Source organism: Micromonospora sp. DT231 (assembly GCF_049847025.1).
GTDB lineage: Bacteria > Actinomycetota > Actinomycetes > Mycobacteriales > Micromonosporaceae > Micromonospora.
Genome location: NZ_JBNCNO010000001.1, coordinates 352,090 through 371,714, shown reverse-complemented (window position 1 = coordinate 371,714; position 19,625 = coordinate 352,090). Strand labels below are relative to the sequence as shown.

The 19,625-nt window shown below is 72.5% G+C and carries 16 protein-coding genes and 1 pseudogene; 9 read left to right on the top strand and 8 right to left on the bottom strand.

The annotated features are described in order from the left end of the window. The first annotated feature begins 262 nt into the window (after positions 1 to 262). Genes ACPXBU_RS01510 through ACPXBU_RS01495 form a run of 4 tightly spaced genes read left to right on the top strand, consistent with a single transcriptional unit; the run spans position 263 to position 6,898 of the window. Positions 263 to 1,423: a ThiF family adenylyltransferase gene (locus tag ACPXBU_RS01510; RefSeq protein ID WP_425755804.1), complete on the top strand. Its 1,161-nt coding sequence runs from the start codon at positions 263 to 265 to the stop codon at positions 1,421 to 1,423. Then, positions 1,420 to 2,637 carry a hypothetical protein gene (locus ACPXBU_RS01505; RefSeq protein ID WP_425755803.1) on the top strand — a complete coding sequence of 406 codons (1,218 nt, stop codon included), beginning with the start codon at positions 1,420 to 1,422 and terminating at the stop codon, positions 2,635 to 2,637. Before ACPXBU_RS01510 ends, ACPXBU_RS01505 begins: the two co-directional genes overlap by 4 nt. A 43-nt stretch (positions 2,638 to 2,680) precedes the next feature. Then, a complete protein-coding gene (locus ACPXBU_RS01500; RefSeq protein ID WP_425755802.1) occupies positions 2,681 to 6,058 on the top strand; it encodes a S8 family serine peptidase in 3,378 nt (1,125 codons plus the stop codon). A gap of 12 nt (positions 6,059 to 6,070) precedes the next feature. Beyond that, positions 6,071 to 6,898, top strand: coding sequence for a M55 family metallopeptidase (locus ACPXBU_RS01495; RefSeq protein ID WP_425755800.1), 828 nt, complete (start codon positions 6,071 to 6,073; stop codon positions 6,896 to 6,898). A 93-nt stretch (positions 6,899 to 6,991) separates the two neighbouring features. On the opposite strand, the gene ACPXBU_RS01490 is transcribed toward ACPXBU_RS01495, so the two are convergent. From ACPXBU_RS01490 to ACPXBU_RS01480, 3 genes are all read right to left on the bottom strand, one after another. After that, complete coding sequence (locus ACPXBU_RS01490) at positions 6,992 to 7,771, bottom strand: hypothetical protein (RefSeq protein ID WP_393368413.1); 780 nt, start codon at positions 7,769 to 7,771, stop codon at positions 6,992 to 6,994. Positions 7,772 to 8,036: 265 nt separating this feature from the next. Further along, positions 8,037 to 8,993 (bottom strand): cyclase family protein, encoded by a 957-nt coding sequence (locus ACPXBU_RS01485; protein WP_425755798.1) that lies wholly within the window; start codon positions 8,991 to 8,993, stop codon positions 8,037 to 8,039. Between the two features lie 184 nt (positions 8,994 to 9,177). After that, positions 9,178 to 9,930 carry an MBL fold metallo-hydrolase gene (locus tag ACPXBU_RS01480; RefSeq protein WP_393368401.1) on the bottom strand — a complete coding sequence of 251 codons (753 nt, stop codon included), beginning with the start codon at positions 9,928 to 9,930 and terminating at the stop codon, positions 9,178 to 9,180. Between the two features lie 158 nt (positions 9,931 to 10,088). Here ACPXBU_RS01480 and ACPXBU_RS01475 point away from each other — a divergent pair, with 158 nt between their 5' ends. Further along, on the top strand, positions 10,089 to 10,643 hold the full coding sequence (locus tag ACPXBU_RS01475; protein WP_393368399.1) for a hypothetical protein: 555 nt from the start codon (positions 10,089 to 10,091) through the stop codon (positions 10,641 to 10,643). Positions 10,644 to 10,657: 14 nt separating this feature from the next. On the opposite strand, the gene ACPXBU_RS01470 is transcribed toward ACPXBU_RS01475, so the two are convergent. Next, positions 10,658 to 11,221, bottom strand: a complete 564-nt coding sequence (locus ACPXBU_RS01470) for an AAA family ATPase (RefSeq protein ID WP_393368397.1) — start codon at positions 11,219 to 11,221, stop codon at positions 10,658 to 10,660. A gap of 168 nt (positions 11,222 to 11,389) precedes the next feature. Here ACPXBU_RS01470 and ACPXBU_RS01465 point away from each other — a divergent pair. Then, positions 11,390 to 11,563: pseudogene (locus ACPXBU_RS01465) on the top strand (helix-turn-helix domain-containing protein); the annotation flags it as partial. Positions 11,564 to 11,769: 206 nt separating this feature from the next. Further along, positions 11,770 to 12,063 (top strand): hypothetical protein, encoded by a 294-nt coding sequence (locus tag ACPXBU_RS01460; protein WP_425756717.1) that lies wholly within the window; start codon positions 11,770 to 11,772, stop codon positions 12,061 to 12,063. A gap of 56 nt (positions 12,064 to 12,119) precedes the next feature. Here ACPXBU_RS01460 and ACPXBU_RS01455 read toward each other — a convergent pair whose 3' ends face one another. Together ACPXBU_RS01455 and ACPXBU_RS01450 are read right to left on the bottom strand one after the other, a co-directional pair. Then, on the bottom strand, positions 12,120 to 12,779 hold the full coding sequence (locus tag ACPXBU_RS01455) for a response regulator (protein ID WP_425755795.1): 660 nt from the start codon (positions 12,777 to 12,779) through the stop codon (positions 12,120 to 12,122). Further along, positions 12,767 to 13,954 (bottom strand): histidine kinase, encoded by a 1,188-nt coding sequence (locus ACPXBU_RS01450; protein WP_425755794.1) that lies wholly within the window; start codon positions 13,952 to 13,954, stop codon positions 12,767 to 12,769. The genes ACPXBU_RS01455 and ACPXBU_RS01450 overlap by 13 nt, the downstream gene beginning before the upstream one ends. 242 nt (positions 13,955 to 14,196) lie before the next feature. On the opposite strand from ACPXBU_RS01450, the gene ACPXBU_RS01445 reads away from it, so the two are divergent. After that, a complete protein-coding gene (locus ACPXBU_RS01445; protein ID WP_425756673.1) occupies positions 14,197 to 14,943 on the top strand; it encodes an ABC transporter ATP-binding protein in 747 nt (248 codons plus the stop codon). Beyond that, positions 14,940 to 17,522, top strand: coding sequence for an FtsX-like permease family protein (locus ACPXBU_RS01440; protein WP_425755792.1), 2,583 nt, complete (start codon positions 14,940 to 14,942; stop codon positions 17,520 to 17,522). The genes ACPXBU_RS01445 and ACPXBU_RS01440 overlap by 4 nt, the downstream gene beginning before the upstream one ends. A 33-nt stretch (positions 17,523 to 17,555) precedes the next feature. Here ACPXBU_RS01440 and ACPXBU_RS01435 read toward each other — a convergent pair whose 3' ends face one another. Both ACPXBU_RS01435 and ACPXBU_RS01430 read right to left on the bottom strand, forming a co-directional pair. Continuing rightward, entirely contained in the window at positions 17,556 to 18,134 is a 579-nt protein-coding gene (locus tag ACPXBU_RS01435; protein WP_425755791.1) for a hypothetical protein, read from the bottom strand. 332 nt (positions 18,135 to 18,466) lie between these two features. Next, positions 18,467 to 19,582 carry a discoidin domain-containing protein gene (locus ACPXBU_RS01430; RefSeq protein ID WP_425755789.1) on the bottom strand — a complete coding sequence of 372 codons (1,116 nt, stop codon included), beginning with the start codon at positions 19,580 to 19,582 and terminating at the stop codon, positions 18,467 to 18,469. Positions 19,583 to 19,625 lie beyond the last annotated feature (43 nt).

Here is a 19,625-nt window from a genome sequence, read left to right as displayed (position 1 = left end):
CCGGCGGCCCGCCACAGACTTCACCGAGGTGCTGGTCCGGGCACCGGCGGCCTCCGCCGGTCACGGTCGGGCCGGTCGGAAGACCCGGGAGGGAGGTGTCGCCATGAAGATCCAGATCCGTCGTCTCGAGAAGATCGAGACCACTGTCATCTGCGCTTGCAGCCCCTGCACGGACTGCTGACCCGAGTGTCCTGGTCACCGCCCGTGCGGGCGGTGACCAGGACCGCCACCACGACCTGAGCACCCGAAGGAGTGAGTACGGATGAGGCGACCCCGCATCAAGAGCGTGTTTCCACCCATCCCGCTGGGCGACGGCCGCATCCGCATCGGCGGCGGCGACTACGGCATCGCCTCGGAGATGGTCGACGACGAGCGCGGCAATACCTGGCACCTGTTGAGCCTGCTGGACGGCACCCGGACCCGGCCCGAACTGGCGGACGCGATGGCGGAGCACGATCCGGGCATCAGCGCCGGCGACGTCGACGACTCCGTCGACGCGCTGATCGGGATGGGCTTCGTGGAGGACGCCGCCGTACCCCCGCCGGCTCGGCTGCCGGCCGTGGAACGCGAGCGGTACCGGCGCAACCTGGAGTTCTTCTCGTACTTCCACAAGCCGCCGCTGACCGCGGCCGACTTCCAGCTCCGGCTGCGCGACGCCCGGGTCACGGTGCTGGGGATCGGCGGCCTCGGGTCGTACGTGGCCATGAGCCTGGCCGCCATCGGGGTCGGCGACATCCTGCTCGTCGACGACGACGACGTGGAGCTGATGAACCTCAACCGCCAGGTGCTGTACACCGACGCCGACGTCGGGCAGCCCAAGGTGACCGCCGCCGTCCGCCGGCTGACCGAGATCAACCCGCACGTGCGGATCAGCGCACGTAACGCGCGGGTCGACGGGGTGGAGGCCGCCCGCGCCGCCATGACCGGCCGGGACCTGGTGATCTGCGCCGCGGACCGGCCACGCCTGACGCTCTACCAGTGGCTGAACGAGGCTGCCCTGCGGGAGGGCACCGCGTGGATGCGTGGTTCCAACGACGGGCTCACGGTCAGCCTCTTCCTGCACGTGCCCTACCAGACCGCCTGCTTCCAGTGCGTCGAGCAGGACGCCGCGGCCAACCACCCGGAGTACACGCCGATGGCCGAGTACGTGGTCGGGGTGATCGGCGACCGGACCATCAACCCGTGCAACGCGCCGATGGCCGGCATGATCGGCAACCTGGCCGCCCTGGAGGCCGTCAAGCACCTCACCGGCATGGCGGAGCCGGTCATCGTCGGCCGGAAGCTCGTCGTCGACGTGCACCGGATGGAGACGCAGTTCGCCGAGGGCACGCTGCTCGACGACTGCGCCGCCTGCGGCCCGGACGGTCGGGTGCCCCGCCCCGGCGGCCCGCGGGCCACCGTCGCCTCCGGGTCCGCGGCGTGACCAGCACGCTCGCCGACACCACTGTCGTCCGGCTGCATCCGCTGCACATCGGCGAGAGCGAGGACGGTGTGTGCGAGGTCGGCCGGGTCGACACCGGCGACTTCGTCGAGCTGCCGGCCGAGGGCGTCGACCTCGTCCGGTGGCTCGGCGAGGGGCTGCCGCTCGGCGAGGTCCGCCGGCGGTTCGCCGACCGGTACGGCACCGAGCCGGACCTCGCCGACTTCCTCGACGGCATCGCGTCCTGCGGCTTCCTGCGCGTGGACGCCACGACGGGTGACGGGAACGCGCCGGAGAACGGCACCCCACCGGTCGCCGCCGAGGTGTCCCGCCGGGGTGTGGCGCTGCTGGCGAACCTGCCCCCGCACCGGGTGGCCTGGCTGCTCGCGCCGCCGATGCGGCTGCTCTACGTCGGCGGTTGGTTGACCGTGCCGTCGCTACTGGCGCTCGTACCCTCGCTGCGGCCCGCCCCGGCCGACGCGTTCCTGCTGGACGGGGTGCTGGCCAACGCCCTGGTCGTCGCGATGGTGGCGTGGGTGCTGGTGCTGCTGCACGAGTTGGCGCACGCGGCCACCGTGCGGGCGTTGGGCGTCACCGGACGGCTCTCGATCAGCCGAAGGCTGTGGTTCCTGGTGGCGCAGACGGAGATGTCGGCCGTCCGGTCCGTGCCCCGACGCCGCCGGTACGCCCCGTACCTGGCGGGGCTGACCTGGGACCTGTTGCTCATGTCGGTCTGCCTGGTGTTGCAACTCGCCGGCGTGCACGAGCGGCTGGTGCGCGGCGTCGTCTACACGCTCACGCTGTCGGTGGTCTACCAGTTCCTGGTGTTCATGCGCACGGACGTCTACTACGTGCTGGGCAACTGGCTGCGGCTGGGTGACCTGATGGGTGACACCCGGCGGTGGCTGGCCAACCAGGTGCGGCGGCTGGTCGGCCGCGACCCCGGGCACGACCTCGGCGGTGTGCCGGTCCGGGAACTGCGGATCATCCGTTGGTACGCGCCGTTCTACCTGCTGGGCTCGCTCGCCGTCACCGCGGCGCTGCTGGCCCTCACGGTGCCCGCCATGGTCACGATGGTCCGGCTGGCCGTCGACGGGCTCGACGCTCCGGTCGACGGGCTCGCCTTCTGGAACGGCGTCGGCTTCCTCGCGCTCGTCGCCCTGCAACTCGCCACCTTCGGCTGGGTCCTCGTCACCGAACGTCGCGCCGCCGCCTGATCGGCTCGTCCACCGCCACCACCAGCACGTAAGGACGCCCACCGTGCCACTGACCGCCCCGCACCGACTGCTGGCCGCCCTCCTGACGCCGGCCCTGGCCACCGGACCGGTAGCCGCCGTGGCCCCACCGGCGGCGGTCGGCGCCGGTCCGGTCCGGGCCGTCATCGTCGTCCTCGCCGACCAGCACGACACCGCCGGCGGGCGACCGCTCGCCGACCGGGCCGCCCGGATCACCGCCGACCAGCAGCCGATGCTCACCGACCTGCGCCGCGTCGGCGCCACCCGGGTGGCGCCCTTGCGCCTGGTGAACGCCATCGCCACGACCCTGCCGGAGCGGGCCGTCACCGAGTTGGCGACCCGACCCGGGGTACGAGCCGTCCTGCCCGACACCCCGCTGCGACTGCGCCAACCGGTCGCTTCGCGCCGGCCCGCGCCACCGGTCGACGGAGCCGCGACGGGTGCCCGTAGCTGCGCCGGGCCGGATGAGCCGCCGCTGACCGAACCGGAAGGGCTGGCGTTGACGCGTACCGTCGGATCGGCCCTGGGGCCCGGCGCCCACGACCTGGCCGACGGGTCCGGGGTGCGGGTCGGCGTGCTCGGCGGGGCGATCGACCCGGCGGCGGCCGAGTTCGTCCGCGACGGGCGGTCGGTCGTGGCCGGCTACGCCGACTTCACCGGCGACGGCCTGGACGCCCCCTCGTACATCCTGGAATCCTTCGGCGACGCGAGTGTCGTGGCGGCCCAGGGCGTCGGCGTCTACGACGCCGGGCGGTACGCGCATCCGGCGCACCGGCCCGACGGACCGTGTCCGATGCGGATCCTCGGCGTCGCACCGGCCGCCACCGTGCACGTCGCCAAGGTCTTCAGCAACGTCGCGGCGCCCACGTCGGTCGTCCTGCAGGGCATCGAGTGGGCGGTGCTGCACGAACGCGTCGACGTGCTGAACGAGTCGTTGGTGGGCTACGGCTATCCGGACACGGCCGCCAACGCCCTGCGGCTGGCCAACGACGCGGCCGTCGCCGCGGGGGTGACAGTGGTGGTGGCCAGCGGGGATGCCGGGCCGGACGGCACCCTGGGTTCGCCGGCCAGCGACCCGGACGTCATCGCCGTCGGCGCGAGCACCCAACTGCGCGCCTACGGCCAGCTCGGGTACGGCGGGTCGCCGCTCGGCGACGGCGGCCACCGGTCCGACTCGGTGTCCGCGTTGAGCTCCGGCGGCACCGCGCAGACCGAACCCCGCACCGTCGACCTGGTGGCGCCCGGCGACACCGGGTGGGCTGCCTGCTCGACCGACACCGCGCGCTACCAGAGCTGTGTCTCCTTCTTCGACGGCGGCACCCCCAGCCCGTTCTTCCTGTTCGGCGGCACCAGCGCGGCAGCGCCGTTCGTGGCCGGGGCGGCGGCGCTGGTGATCCAGACGGTCCGCCGGCATACCGGCGACTCCCCGACCCCCGAGCAGGTCAAACGCATCCTCCTGAGCTCCGCGACCGACCTGCGCCAGCCGGCCGACCAGCAGGGCGCCGGGCGGGTGGACACCCTCGCCGCGGTGCGGCTGGCCGCAGCTCTGACCGACCATCCGGCTCCCGCCGCCCAGCCCGCCGACGCCGCTGGTCGGCCGGTGTCGCGGGACGCGGCGGGGTTGCTCGTCGCCACCTCGACGGCGCGCGTCACCGGCGCGGCGGGGCAGGTCACACCGGTCGCGGTGCACCTCACCAATCCGGGCGGGCGTGCCCGTCGCGTCACCGTCGGCCTGCGGTCCACCGCGCCGGCTCGCAGCCTCGCCGTCGGTCAGGTGACGCCGGCCGCGGGGGCGGGGACAGCCTTCGTCGACGCCGACGGCGTACCGGCGAGCGCCCGCCGGGTGCCGGTCACCGTGCCCGGCGGTACCGACCAGCTCCAGGCCGCGGTGGCCTGGGACCCCCGAGCGCATGCCGCGCCCGTCGCGGTGAGCGTCTTCGATCCCGCCGGCCGGCTCGCCGGTTACTCACTGCCGCTGGGCAACGGAGGGTACGGGCGGGTGACGGTGGCCCGACCGCGGCCGGGCCGCTGGACCGTGGCGATCTGGACCCGCGACGACGGGACGCCGCCGGTGGGTGCGGTCCGGTACGACGTCACCGCGCTGCGGTTGACCGTGCGCGACGGCCCCTCGGTCGTCGTGCCGCCCGGCGGTACGACGACCGCCTCGCTGCCGGTCCGCCTGCCGACCACGGCCGGTGACTCGTCGGCCGCCGTGACCGTCGCCGGCGCGACGGGTTACGCGGCGCTTCCGTTGGGACTGCGGGCGCTGATCCCGACCGGTCCCGCCGGCGGCAGCTTCGGCGGCACCTTCTCCGGCGGCAACGGCGCCCTCGCCGGGTGGGCGCTGCTCGGGCAGCGGCGCAGCTTCCAGTTCGACGTACCGGCCGGGAAGCCCGCGCTGGCCGTGTCGGTACGGGCCGGCGACGACCCGGGGCTGGAGGTGTGGGGACTGCTCGTCGACCCGGCCGGGATGCCGCTCGCGGCCAGCAGCTCGCGCTCCGCGGGAACCACGGCGCCGCCCCGGCTGGACCTGGTCCGGCGTACCCCGCAGCCAGGTCGCTGGACCGTGGTGCTGGTGCTCACCGCACCGACCGCCACGGTCCGGACCAGCCAGCCGTTCCACGGCCGGGTGGGGTTCGCCCCGGCGTCGGTGCTGGCCACCGGCGTCCCGGCGGGAGCCGCGCTGCCGGCGGGGCGGCCGACCGAGGCCACCCTCACCATCACCAACACCGGTACGGCGCCGGCGTCGTACCTCGTGGACGCCCGGTTGGACGCCGTGGGCGAGGTGCCGTTGCGGCCGGTGACGTCGGCGACGTATCAGACACCGGTGTCCGCCGTCGACGTCTACCCTCGCTTCGCGGTGCCGACCGGCACGACGCGGCTGCGGATGGCGGCCGACTCGACGGTGCCGCACGTGCTGGACACGCAGCCGTACGGCGAGAACGGCTACTACGTCGGTGACCCGGACCTGGCCGGAACCGCCGGCCGGCACTCGGAGGTGCTCGTCTCGTCGACGGAGGTGTCGGCCACGACCTGGATCTGCAACGCCAACCGGGCCGGGCCGTTCGGCGGTGCTCCCCAACCGCCGGCCCGAGTGGACTGCCAGGCGAACGCCCTGACCCGACTCCCCGACCGGCGGGTCACCTCGTCCACCGGCAGTCACTGGCGGCGGGTGGTCGAAGGGTCGACCGGGCCCACCACGCCGCTGACGCTGACGCCGGGGCAGAGCGGCCGGGTCACCGTGCTCTTCAGCGCCGACGAACCGGTGGGAGAACCGGTCACCGGGTCATTGACGGTGACCACCCTCGACGCCCGTACCGGATTCGCCACGGAGGTGGCCGCGGTGCCCTACTCGTACACGGTGGGTGGTGGTGCGGTCGACCATGGTGCCGGGAGCGCGTAGGGTCCCAGAACCATGAAGGCACTGATCTCGGTGGACCTGGAGGGCATCTCGGGGATCGTGCACTCCAGCGAGACGAATCCGGATCGGTACGACTACGAGCGCGGCCGGGCCTTGATGACGGCCGAGGCGAACGCGGCGATCGCCGGTGTCTTCGACGCCGAACCCGCGGCCGTGGTGTGGGTCGCCGACGCACACGGCACGTTCCGGAACCTCCTGCCGGAGGACCTCGACAGGCGCGCTCACCTGGTCCGGGGCAAACCCCGTCCGCTGGGCATGCTCGCCGGGCTGGACGAGCAGACCGACGCTGTCCTGTTCATCGGCTATCACGCTCGGGCCGGCGCCGGGCCCGCCGTGCTGGCGCACACCATCAGTGACGCCATCCTCGACGTGCGAGTGGCCGGACGGTCACTGGGCGAGATCGGCCTCAACGCCGCCATGGCGGGACACCTGGGCGTGCCTGTCGTACTGCTCAGTGGGGACGACACCGCCTGCGCCGAATTCAGCGAGCTGGCACCCTCGGCGGTCACCGTCGCCGTCAAGCAGACCCTGGGTCAGGCCGCCGCGGTGGCGCTGCACCCGCAGGAGGCGCGGGAGCGGCTGCGCCGCGCTGCCGCCGACGCGGTCACCCGCCGCGCGTCGATCCCCGCGCCGAAGCTGACCGGGCCGGTGGACGTCGAGGTCGACCTGTACGGCCCGTACATGGTCGACCTCGCGCTCCTGGTGCCGGGTGTGAGCCGCCTGGCCGGCGGCCGGACGGTCGCCTTCCGCGCCGCCGACATCGCCGAGGCCTACCGGCTGGTGCACCTGCTCGTCCACCTCGCCAGCGTCAAACCTGGCTGACGCTTCGCGTCCGTGCCGCCGGCCGGTGTCGCCCACCGGCGGGGCCGGTCACGGCGGCCCGGTGACGGGCCGCCGTGACACGTGCGAACGGGATCAGCAGCCGAGCCTCCTGGTGGAGAGCGCGATGTCGTCGATCCAGAGGTCGAACTCCCCCGGTGTGGTGCCGCCCTGGTAGAGCTGCCAGCCGATCTTCACCGTGTTCACCGTCGGCAGGATGAACGGCACGTCGTTGCCGCCGTGCTCGGTCGTGGAAGCGGTCAGGTCCGGGTTCGCCACACCGTCGATCCACACCGTGACGCGGTTGTCGGTCGGGTCGAGTTTCCACTCGAAGCACTGCCAGGTGTCCTCGGTGACCGGGGCGGACTCCCGCCAGTTGGTCCAGTCGCCGGTCGGGCCGCCGTCGGCGCCCACACCCCAGAAGATCCCGGGGACCGTGGGCGCGTACTGGCCGCCGACCGGACGGACGACCTCCGGGCTACCGCTGCCGGTCGCCTCAACGAGTGTGAAGTGCGCCCAGTCGGGCGCGGTGGGGAAGGCGTCGACGCGCAGCCGCATCCGGCCGTAGAAGCGGTTGCCCGGCGCGGCGAAGTCGTCGACGCGCAGGAATGCGCGCCCGTTGTCCACCGTGTGGACACGCAGCACCTGGTTGCCGTGGCGGGCACGCTCGACGGTGAGCGTGCCGTTGCGCGTGTCGATGCCCCAGTCCAACGAGCTGGCACCGCCGTGCGGCAACCGCTCGAAGTCTTCGCAGAAGAGCAGGCCACGGGTGCACGAGCGCGAGGAGGCACCGGACGCGGCGGCCGGAATGCTGCCGGCCGTGGTGCCGAGGATCAGGGCGGCGGTGCACACCGCGAGGAAACGGCGCATGGTCATCCTCCATGATGTTGGGCCCCACCCGTGTGGGTGGAGCCGGAATACCGTGGAAGTGGCCCGGCGATGCGGCGGCGTCTGCCGACGTGGCTCCACGTCGACACCGCGCTGCTCCCGTGCTGCCCGTTTTCCAGCACGGTTGCCCCCGTGCTGCGGCGATGCCAGCCATTCCAGCACACCCGCGGCCGATCCAGCAATATCGACTGGTGTCGCTACGCTGGTCCTCGCGGCCCATGCCGGAGATGTACGGCCCCGGGCCGACCGTCGCTCAGAAGGTGGCGATCGGGTTGACCGGGCTGCCGGACGTGCCGGCGAAGCGGATCGGCGCGACGGCGAGCTGGAAGTCCCACTGGCCCAGCTCAGCCGCCGTCGCGGCGCACGCCTCCAGGTCGCAGTTGTCGAGCAGCCACAGACCCATCGCGACGAGGCTCACGGCGTGGACCGGCATCAACACGTCCTCGTACCCCGACGGCTGAACGTCCTGGGGGGTGTCCGCGCCGATCAGCGCGACCTGCCGTTCCTGCAGCCACGGCAGGCAGGACGCATGCCAGCCGGCCTGCGTGAGACCGATGGCCGCGCCGGTCTCGTGCCGGCGACGACCAAAGCCGGTCCGCAGGAGCACCGCGTCGCCGGGTCGCACCCGCACACCCTGGCGTCGCTCGGCCTTCTCCAGATCGTCGGGAAACACACCCTCCCCCGGCTCCAAGCACGGCACGTCGCGGACCGCCGCGACGTCCAGCAGGACACCTCGGGTGATGATCCCGTCCGCCGCCGCCGTGACGGCCGCCCACGCCGATCCGGTCGCGGCGTCGACGAACGAGTGCGACCGCCCGTTGTACATCGCGCCGTCCCAGAAGAGGTGGCACGGCGAATCGATGTGGGTGAGGGTGTTGCCGTGGAACGTGATGCCGAGCCGCTCGGTCGAGAAACCCCAGCGCCGGTCGGCGTGGAACGCGGGCACCGGGATGTTCTCGGCACCGGGCATGTCGGCGGCACACGGGCACGTCGTCGTCGCCCGCTCCATGTCCTCCGGTACGGCGATCTCCCACGCGCACGACACGCTCCTGCCATGGCGAACGGCCTGGGCCGCCGCCAGCCGGACGTCGTCGGTGACGTGGTTCAACGTCCCGCGCTCGTCGTCGTCGCCCCACCGCCCCCAGTTCGACAGCGTGTCGAAGTATCCGAGCACCTCGTCCTGGGTGGGCAAAGACCGCTCTGCCGTCATCTGGGCATCGACTCCTCCGGTCACGCGGCCCGAGGTGCCGCAGGCAGCCTCTGCCCGACCTGCCACGGCCCGCTGAGCTGGCCCGACACTACCTCAGCGGGCCAGCAGCAGATCGGGCGCGGCCCACCCGTAAAGCGGTGACGCCGGCCGCCGTTGACGGTGCGCGTCACGGCGGGCGGGGTGATCAGCGATCTGCTGTCCCGAGCCGGACGGCGAGGCCCTCTTCGGCCGCGAGCACCGCACCGTCGAACTCCAGCTGTGCGGCTGCCACGGCGGCGGCCCGGTCATTGCCCGGCCAGAAGTGGGTGAGCATCAGTCGGCGGGCGCCCGCCCGGCGCGCCCAGTGACCGGCCTCGGTGGAGGTCATCAGATTGCGTGTCGGCTGGTTGGTCTCGCCGGCATGGTCGGTGGCCTCGACGATGAACAGGTCGGCGTCGCGACCGAGATCGGCCAGCACGGGGGTCGGGCCGGTGTCCCCGGAGTAGGCCAGGGCCATCCCGTCCGCCTGTAGTCGGATGCCCACGTTCGGCACGTAGTGCGGGAGCGACAGCCCGGTCAGGTCGAACGGTCCCACCCGGTAGGCGCCGGGCAGCGGATGCACGTCGAAGACCGCCCGTAGGTCGGCGTCCGGCTCCAGGCCGCCGAGCCGGTCGAGCACTCCGGGTGGGCAGTACAACGGCAGCCGTGGTCCAGCGACGTCACCGTACAACCGCATCCGGAACAGCCCGTGCAGGTCAATGCAGTGATCGGGATGCTCGTGGGTGATGACGACGGCGTCGACGGCGCCATCCGGCCAGTGCCCGAGCAGCCGCGGCAGCGTGGCGTAGCCCAGGTCGAGGACCAGGCGGTAGCCGCCCCATTCCATCGCGAACCCGCTACAGGCACGGCCCGGCTCGGGAAAGGCACCGCAACTACCGAGCACGGTGACCTGTCGCATCCGCACAGCATGCCCGACCACCGGGAGTCGCACCGGCCCGGACGACGTCCGGCCGCCAGCAGCAGAGCCGACACCACCAAGGCCTTGACGCGCGGACGGGCAGCACGCATGGTCAGATGATATCGACCGTCCCGAATGTCTTGCCATGAGGAGAACTGATGAAGGCCCTCGTCACCACCGCCTCGGCCGCGGCTCTGCTGCTCCTGGTCACGGGCGGCGCGTCCCCCGTCCAACATGCGGCCGACGCGCCCTGCGCCGGGCAGATCCACCCGAACCCGGGCTTCGAGCACGGCACCACCGGCTGGACCGCCGGCCCCCGCATCGTCGTGTTCGGCGACCCGGCCCGGCCCGCGCACGCCGGTAACGCGTACGCCACCTTCGCGGGACTGGACGTGACGCGTGGCGACCTGCTGCGCACCACAGCCACCGTGCCGGCCGGCTGCGACCTGACGGTCCGCTTCTGGGTCCGCACCACCACCACGGAGACCAGCCGCGGCGACTACCTGAATGTCGGGTTGGCCGTCACCGGGGTACCCCCGAAGACGAGGTTCTCGCTGGCCTTCGACGGCGGGTCGCCGTGGCGGCAGTACGGGATGTCGACCGGGACGGCGACGACCGATCGCACCGCGACGGTCAGCTTCCTCGCCAGCGAGACCGCCGGCAACGGCGTCACCGCCTTCGACGTCGACGACGTGACTCTCTCGTTGGGCTGACCACGACCGGGCCCTCAGTTCCAGGCTCTTCCGGACCGGACCCACGCGTCCCGGTCCACCGGTCGAGGGCCCTGTCGCAGCCAGGTGATGATGCGCTGTGCGTGCTCCTCCGGGGCCTCCGAGGACGACTCCACGCGGAGGGCTCCGTCGAAGTAGGGGAACGCCTCCGCCCGCTCGCGGACGAGCGTCTCGTCGAGATCCGTGGCTTGGTGACGCTCCCGGAACCGACGCACGGCCTCGTCGGGAGTCACGAGAAACTCGACGACCCACAGTGGCGCGGCGGAGCCGACAAACGCTTCCCGGAGACTGGCGCGCTGGTCACGGCGCGCGTAGGTGCACTCCAGGACCACTGTCTCTCCACCGTCGACAAGCATGCGGGCCAGGAGGTGCGCGCCGGCGTACGCGTGCATGCGGTCGTCACGATTGCGATCGGAGTCGGGGAACAGCAGCGCGAACAGGCTGTCGACCTCCAGGTGGACCCGGCCTGGAGTGGCCCGTTGCCGCGCCAGAACCTTTCGCGCCGTGGTCTTGCCCGAGCACGGAGGGCCGGAGAGCACGACGATCCCGTTGCTGGCCATGGTCCTCGCGCTTTCGTGATCGTTGACCGGTCCGCCCGTCCGGCCACCGCAGTCTAGTGATCGACAGAACCAGCTCGATACTGTCTCCCGATGACCACGGGGGGTTACTAGCATGTTCATTGATGCGGGCGCACTTGGGGGCGCCGCCTGACGCGTCCGAGGGCCCGAGTGTTCGGCGACGTCGTCCGCAGGCACCGCACCAGATTGTTGATCACCCAGGAACTGGCCGAGAAGGCCGGCCTGAGCGTGCGCCACATCCGCTACATCGAATCCGGCCAGGTCGCGGCGCCGGGCTCCGGCACCGTTCGGCTGCTGGCCCAGGCGTTCAGGCTGACCGACACCGACCGGACCGCGTTCGAGATGGCCGCGCACGCGGCTGGGGACCGTATCGCCGCCTCGGCGCCGCAACACGTCGCGCCGCCGCCGACGCGGATACATCCGGCCCGGCCCCGCGCACGCCGATGGCGGTCGACAGTGCTGCGGACGGTGCCGACTCGGTGGTGCCCTCGCTTGCGCGGCGGTGATTGGATGTGCGGATGGATCCGTGGGTGTCAACGTTTCTCGTCATCGCCGCGATCGGGTCGGTGGGAATCGCGGTCGGGGCGATGTCCCAGGAGAGGCGCCGCTCGGCGACCCAACTCGCGGCCGTGCAGCGGAAGCTCGATCTGATCATGGATCACCTCGGCATCGCCGAGCCCGTGGACCCGGAGGTCGTCCGGCACCTGGAGGGCGGCCGGACGATTCACGCCGTTCGCGCCTACCGCAACCAGACCGGCGCGAGCCTGGTCGAGGCGAAGCAGGCGGTGGACCGCATCGCCGGCACGCTCCACCTCGAGCGGTAGCGCCGCGTTCAGGAGATGCGCCGTCGAGCCGTGGAGAGGTCTTCGCGCGGAGAGCCTCAGTCGCCGTCGGTGTGGCCCGCGCCGTTGAGGTAGGCGAGGACGGCGAGGACGCGGCGATGGCCGCTGTCGGTGACGGCGAGGCCGAGTTTGTGGAAGATGTTGCCGATGTGCTTGTGCACGGCGTTGTCGGTGATGACGAGCCGGCCGGCGATTGTGTTGTTGTCGTGCCCCTGCGCCATCAGCGCGAGGACCTCGCGTTCGCGGGGGGTGAGGACGGCGATCGGGTCGCTGCGGTTGACGAGGAGTTGGGCGATGACCTCGGTGTCCATGGCGGTGCCACCGGCGGCTACTCGGCGCAGGGCGTCGACGAACTCGTCCACCCGGCTGACGCGGTCCTTGAGGAGGTAGCCGACGCCGCCACCGGTGGTGGAGAGGAGTTCGGCGGCGTACTGCTGCTCGACGTACTGCGACAGCACCAGGACCGGCAGGCCGGGGTGCTCCCGTCGGGCCTGCAGGGCGGCTCGGATGCCCTCGTCGCGAAATGACGGCGGCAGCCGGACGTCGACGATTGTGACGTCGGGCCGGTGGTCCCGGACAGCGGTGAGGAAGCCGGTGGCGTCGCCCGCGATCGCGACGATGTCGAACCCCACGCTGGTGAGCAGCAGTTCCAGTCCGCTGGCCAGCAGCACGTTGTCTTCGGCGATCACGACCCGCACGGCAGCTCCATGGTGATCGTCGTCGGCCCGCCGGCCGGACTGTCGACGTCGACGGTGCCGTCGAGCGCGAGCACCCGACGCCGGATGCCGGCCAGACCGGTGCCCAACTGATCGTCGGCGCCGCCGGCACCATTGTCGGTGACAACCACCGACAACAGGTCCGCCGTGCGGCGCACCCGTACGCCGGCCGTGGTCGCCCGGCTGTGTTTGGCGACGTTCGTGAGTGCCTCGGCGACGGCGAAGTAGACGACGGACTCCACCGCCGCCGGTACCGTTTCGAGGTTGTCGACGTCCAGCCGGGTCGGCACGCCACAGCGGGCCGTCACGGCGGTCAGTGCGCCGGTGAGACCGCGGTCGGCGAGGATCGGCGGGTAGACGGTTCGGATCACGTCGCGGAGTTCGGTCATCGCCTCCTCGGTTCCCTCGTGCGCGTCGCGGAGAAGTCCTTCCAGGAACTGTTCGTCCCGGGGACTGTCGGACAGCGCCCGCCGGGCCACGGCCAGCCGCATCGCGATGGCCACCAGCCGCGCCTGGGTGCCGTCGTGCAGGTCGCGCTCGATGCGGCGCAGCTCCGCGCCGTGCGCGTCGAGCACGTCCGCCCGGGTACGGGTCAGCACGGCGACCCGGTCGGCGAGCTGTTCGGCTGCCGAGTGCGACAGCACCACCAGGCAGAGCCGGGCGTGCGCGCGGGCGATCGGCACGAACGCCAGGTACGCCAGCGCGGCGAGCAGCAGGATCTGCAGCGGACCGAGGGTGAGGGCCGCCGCCCAGTCGGTCACCGGAATGTCGACGAACAGCCGTGGTCGACTCTCCGGCGCGAACGCCCACCACAGTGGTGTGGCGACCGCCGCGGTCAGGAGGTTGCCCACGCACAGCAGCGCGAACAGGCCGAGCGCCACTCCGGTGGTGACGTTCACCGGCAGCCAGAGCAGGTCGCGGGGCGTGGCCGGATCGGTCCACGCCTGGCGTCCCCTCGCGCGCAGGGGCGGGCGGGACGTCAACGGCGTCCCGAGCAGTCGCCCGGCGCGGTCCCGGTGCCAGTTCGCCCACCGTCGGGCGAGCCTCGGATGCCACAGCAGCGGCAGCGCGAGCAGCGTGGCGATCCCGGTGGCCAGCGATCCCAGGAGGTAGACCCCGGCCCGCCACACCTGCGCCCATCGTCGAGCCGACGTCACCGGATGCCCCTTCTGCTCGGGGTGGCGTCCCCTCGCGTTCCCGACACGACGGCGAGTCTGCCCGGTGGCCACCGCCCGCGGCACTACAGCCAGCTGTACCTCGCATCCGGTGGTACAGGGTATCGGTATCCGATACCGCGGACCCTAGCGTCGGACGAATGAGGTGCGACAGCAGGAACCCATCGAGACGGCGCGGCGCGCTGGTCGAGGCCACCACGACCGGGTCGCGGCCGCCGGACGCGATGCCGATGTCCACGACGCCACCGTGCGCCGTGCGACTGCACTCGGTGTCGAAGGTCTACGGGTCGGGGAGGAACGAGGTACGCGCTCTCGACGGGGTCACGGCCGGGTTCCCGCGCGGCACGTTCACCGCCGTCATGGGCCCGTCCGGGTCCGGCAAGAGCACGTTTCTGAACTGCGCGGCCGGTCTGGACCGCCCGACGTCGGGCCGGGTCGTGCTGGGTGACACGGACCTGTCCGGCCTCTCCGAGACCGGGTTGACCGAGCTGCGCCGGGACCGGATCGGGTTCGTCTTCCAGGCGTACAACCTGCTCGGTGCGCTGACCGTGGCGGACAACGTCACGTTGCCCGTCCGGTTGGCCGAGAGGTCTGTCGATCCCGAACGACTCACGGATGTCCTCGCCGCGGTCGGGCTCACCCAGCAGCACGACCGGCGCCCGAGCCAGCTCTCCGGTGGCCAGCAACAGCGGGTGGCGATCGCCAGGGCGCTCATCAACCGGCCCGACCTGGTGTGCGCCGACGAGCCGACGGGTGCGCTGGACAGCCGTACCGGCCGGCAGGTCCTGGCACTGCTCCGGAAGATCGTCGACGACCTGGGGCAGACGGTGCTGATGGTGACGCACGACCCGGTGGCGGCCGCGCAGGCCGACACCGTGCTGTTCCTCGCCGACGGCCGGTTGGCCGGCGAGATGGCCCGACCGTCCGTCGAGCAGATCGCCGAGCGGATGACCCACCTGGGAGAGCCGTGAGTCGCCGGGTGCTGTCGAAGCGCGTGCTGGCGCTGGCCTGGAGCACGATCAGGGGGCGCAAGGGCGGGTTCGTGGCGGCATTCGTCGCGGTGCTGTGCGGTTCGGCGGTGATCACGGCCTGCGGGATCCTGCTGGAGAGCAGCGAGCGCTCGGGCGTGCCGCCCGAGCGTTACCAGGCTGCCGACCTGGTGGTGGGCGCCAGGCAGGCGCTGCCGGTGGCCGACGACGTGGATCCCCGGTTCGGCGAGCGGGCCACTCTACCGGCCGACCTGGTCGGCGACGTCGCGCGACTGCCTGGCGTGCGGGAGGCGATCGCCGACGTCACCGTCCCGGTCAGCCTCGTGACGGCGGACGCCGAGGTGCTCGCCGGGCCGGCCGGTACTCCCACGCTCGGGCATGGCTGGCAGTCGGCGGCGCTCGGACCGTTCGTCACGACCGCCGGGCGGGCCCCGACCGGGCCGAACGACGTGGTGCTGGACTCCGCGTTGGCCGAGCGGGCCGGCGTCACCGTCGGCGCGTCGGTGCGACTCGCGGTCGGCTCGAACACGTCGACGTACCGGGTGGTGGGCATCGCTGGTCCACCCGGAGGTCGACTCGCCCGGCAGTCCGCCGTGTTCTTCACCGACGACCGGGCCCGGGAACTGACCGGCCAACCGGATCGGGTGGACGCGATAGGTGTGCTGGCCGCACCGGGTGTCAGTGCCGACGGGTTGGCGAGCGCCATCGAGGCGGCCCTCGCCGACGTGGTCGTCTACGCCCACCGGGACCGGAGCGAGGCCGAGTTCCTCGACATCGGCAACACGCGTTCGTTCATCAGCGAGCTGTCCCTGGCGTTCGGCGGCAGCATGGTCCTGGTCATCATGGTCGTCGTGGCGAGCACGCTCGCCCTGTCCGTCCGGCAGCGGCTGCGGGAGCTGGCGCTGTTGCGGGCTGTCGGCGCGACCCCGAAGCAGGTGCTCGGCATGATCTCCGCCGAGACCATCGTGGTGGGCACGCTGGGGGCGGTGCTCGGGGTGATTCCCGGCATCGGCCTGAGCCTCCTCCTCCGCGAAGCGTTCATCCTGGTCGGCGCGGTACCCGACGACTTCGAGCTGTCGATCAGCCCGCTGCCGGTGCTCGGGGCAGTGGTGCTGTGCCTGGTCGGCGCTCGTCTGGGCGGCTGGATAGCCGCCCGGCGCGCGGCCAGGCTCAGGCCGGTGGACGCGCTCGGCGAGGCCGCGGTGGAACCACCCACACTCGGGTGGATCCGATTGACCGTCGGCGTGCTGCTGGTCCCCGCCGGTCTCGCCATGGCGTTCGTGCTGCCGCTGGCGCTGCCCGGCGAGGGGGCCGCGGAGAGTGCGGCCTTCTCCGCGTTCCTGCTCATCTTCGCCGTCGCGCTGCTGGGGCCGCGGTTGCTCCAGGGCGCCGTCAGCGTGCTAGGACCCTGGTTGAACCGCCGGTCGGGCGTCAGTGGGTTCCTCGCGACCGCGAACGCGCACGCCAACTCGCGGCGACTCGCCGCGGCGACCACTCCCCTGATCATGGGCATCACCCTGGCCGCCGGGCAACTCTTCAGCGGAACGACCGCGAGCGCGGCCGCCCAGGACCAGGCCACCGACGGACTACGCGCGGACTACACGGTCACGTCCACGTCCGCCGGCGTGTCGCCCGAGGTCGCGGACGTACTCCGGGGGGTTTCCGGTGTCTCGACGGTGACCCCCGTCGTCCGCACGCGGACGCTTGCGGTTTTCGGACCGGTGGGCAGCTCCCAGATCAGGACCTACGCGGCTCAGGGGGTGATCGGTGACCGGCTCGCCGAGACGATGGATCTCGACGTGCTCGACGGCGATGTCGCGAACCTACGGGGCGACACGGTGGCGTTGAGCCGGATGGCGGCGGACACCCTCGGCGCCGCACTCGGCGACACCGTCGACCTCCGCCTCGGTGACGGCACGCCGATCAGACCCACTGTGGTGGCGCGGTACGACAGGGGGCTCGGCCTTGGTGACGTCACGCTGCCGCACGACCTTGTCCTGGAGCACACCACCGACCGCCTAGACTTCGCGATGCTCGTCGCGGCGTCCGCGGGCACCGACGTCGGGGCGCTCGGCGACGCGTTGCGCGCCGCCGTCCAGCACCTCCCGACCGTTCGGGTGAACGACCGTGAGTCGTTCATCGCCGCGCAGAGCGCCGCGGTCGCCGGCGAGTCGGCCACGGGTCTGATCCTCAACGCGGTCCTGCTCGGCTACCTCGCGATCGCCGTGGTGAACACCCTGGTGATGGCGACCGCCGCACGCTTTCGCGAGTTCGCGCTGCTCCAACTGGTCGGGGCCACCCGCCGCCAGGTGTTCGCGATGATGCGCGGCGAGACGAGGATCATCGTGGTGGCGGCAGTCCTCATCGGAAGCCTGGCCGCCACCCCGTCGGTGGTCGGCACGAGCCTCGCGCTGACCAGGATGCCGATCCCGTCCGTTCCGCCGCTCGTCTACCTGGGAATCGTCGCGGTCGCCGCGCTGCTCGGCTCGGCCGCCATCATGATCTCGACTCGGGTCGCCATGCGGTCGCGGCCCGTCGTCGCGATAGGTGTCCGCGAGTGACGCCCGAGGTCCGGGTATGGCCACCTGGCCTGGTCAGAGCCCGGCCGCGGCGTCGTACCGGCGGCGCTGGTCGGCCATCTCCGACTCGGCAAGCGCCTCCTTGAGCGCCAACTCCGCGTACTTGGCCGGGAACATCTGCTTCACCCGGTCGGTGAACATGACCTCCGCGGTCGCCTCGACGACCTGGATGCCCGGCGGCTCCTTGGACATGTCCATGATCACGGGACCGGCCAGCTTGACCGCCACGTCCCAGGGGCGCCCCCGCTCCGCGACTCCGCAGAGGTGGAAGCCGTAGACCGTGCGTACGTCGGCGAGCGCGGTGACCTCGGTCGGCTCGTAGCCGTAGACGCGGACCCCGCAGATCACCGCCGGCTTCTCCGCGGCGGCCGCCTGCTGGGCATTGTGCCCGGCGTGGTTGTGCTGCCCCGGGTCCGCCTGTTCGAGCGTGGTCCGCATCCGGGCCATGATCTGCGTCTGCAGATCCGCCGGCTTCGTCTCCGGGTCGTCCCGGTTGACGAGTACGACCGCGCCGGCCGACACCGCCAGCAGGATCACCGCCACCCACACCAGGCGGTGCCGGTACCAACCCGCGAAACTCTCTCGGGAAACCATGATTGCTTCTCACCTCGTCGCCGGGTCTGTGCGCTGGCAGATACGTACGGTGGGCGCGGATGCCTGCCCGGCAGGACGCCCGTCGTCATGGCGATGGCCCGGCGATACGGCGGGCGAGCGCCCGCCAAGGCGGCGCGCTGCCGGCACTGCGCTGCTCCCGTGCTGGCCGTTCTCAGCACGGTTGCCCCCGCGCTGCGGCGATATGAGCCCATTCCAACACGTCTGGATGCGCGCTGGCAACATCGACGAGCGTCAGCGTGGGTCCGGCCTGGTCACCCCTCGATCGCGGCGACGTCGGTGACCCGGCCTGATCGAGGCGGGCGCACGTGTCGTCAGGAGACCCCGAACTCCCAGAGTGAGTAGCCGTACTGGTTGACGCGCTCGGTGCCCGTGACACGGACGAACCGCGCGGCCGCCTTGTCAGCCGGGATGAGCACCGGGCCAGCCGCCCCCGCCGTCGTGGCGAAGATCCTCTTCCAGGAGGCGCCGTCGACCGAGACGTCGACGTGGTAGGCGGTGGCGTAGGCGTGCTCCCAGTTCAGCGTCACGGTCGTGATCGCATACACCTCGCCGAGATCGACGGAGATCCACTGAGGATCGGCGAACACGCTGCCCCAACGGGTCGTCGCGTCGCCGTCGACCGCGTACGAGGCGTTCCACCAGGCCTTCTCGGCACTGGAGGCGGTCGCCGGGCGGCGCAACGCCAGGTTTCTGCCCGAGGGGTTCGCCAGGCCGGAGACGGCGCCGTTGGTCTTCGGCGCCGAACCGCCGGGGGGATTCGCGGCGCTGCTGGCGGGGGCGCGGGTCGTCGCGGGCGATGCCGGTGCGGGCGGCGCCGGAACGGGTGGCGCGGACGCCGACGGGGCCGACGGGCCCGACGCCGACGAGGTGGGCGCTGCGGCGGGCGGGCCACTCCCGGGCGGCAGCGGCGGCCCGTAACCCGGACCCGCGGTGATCACGATCTCGCCGTCCCCGGGCGGGGGCGTCGGGCCCTCGGCGCGATCGTCGGGCAGCCGGCTGCCGAGCGTGATCGCGGTGACCGCCACCAGCCCGACCAGCAGCAGCGACACCGACCAGGGCCGGAGCAGAACTCCGAAGGGACGACTCCCGGTCGCGGCGGTCGGCTGGTCCGGCGCGGCCTCCAGCTCGGCAGGCGCGGCGGCTGAGGGCGACATCGGCTCGGTGCGCGGCGTGGCAGCAGCAACGGGTGCCGCGTCGTCCGACGACCGGTCGACCGGCGCCGGAAGCGGTGCCGGCGGCAGCGGGGTCCCGGCGTCCGGCTGGGCGGCGACGGTCTCCGGCCGAGCTGGCGGCGTGCCGGCCGGAGCGGCGGTGGCCACCGGCACCGCCGGTGGCGCGGTCGACGCCGGTGTGACCGGCCTGGGTGGCCGGAGCACAGTCGGTGGAGCGTCCGATCGGTCCTCGACGGGCCGGCGCGGCACCGGCATCCGGGTACGGTCGGCGATCGGGACCGGCGGCGCGGACCGCGGC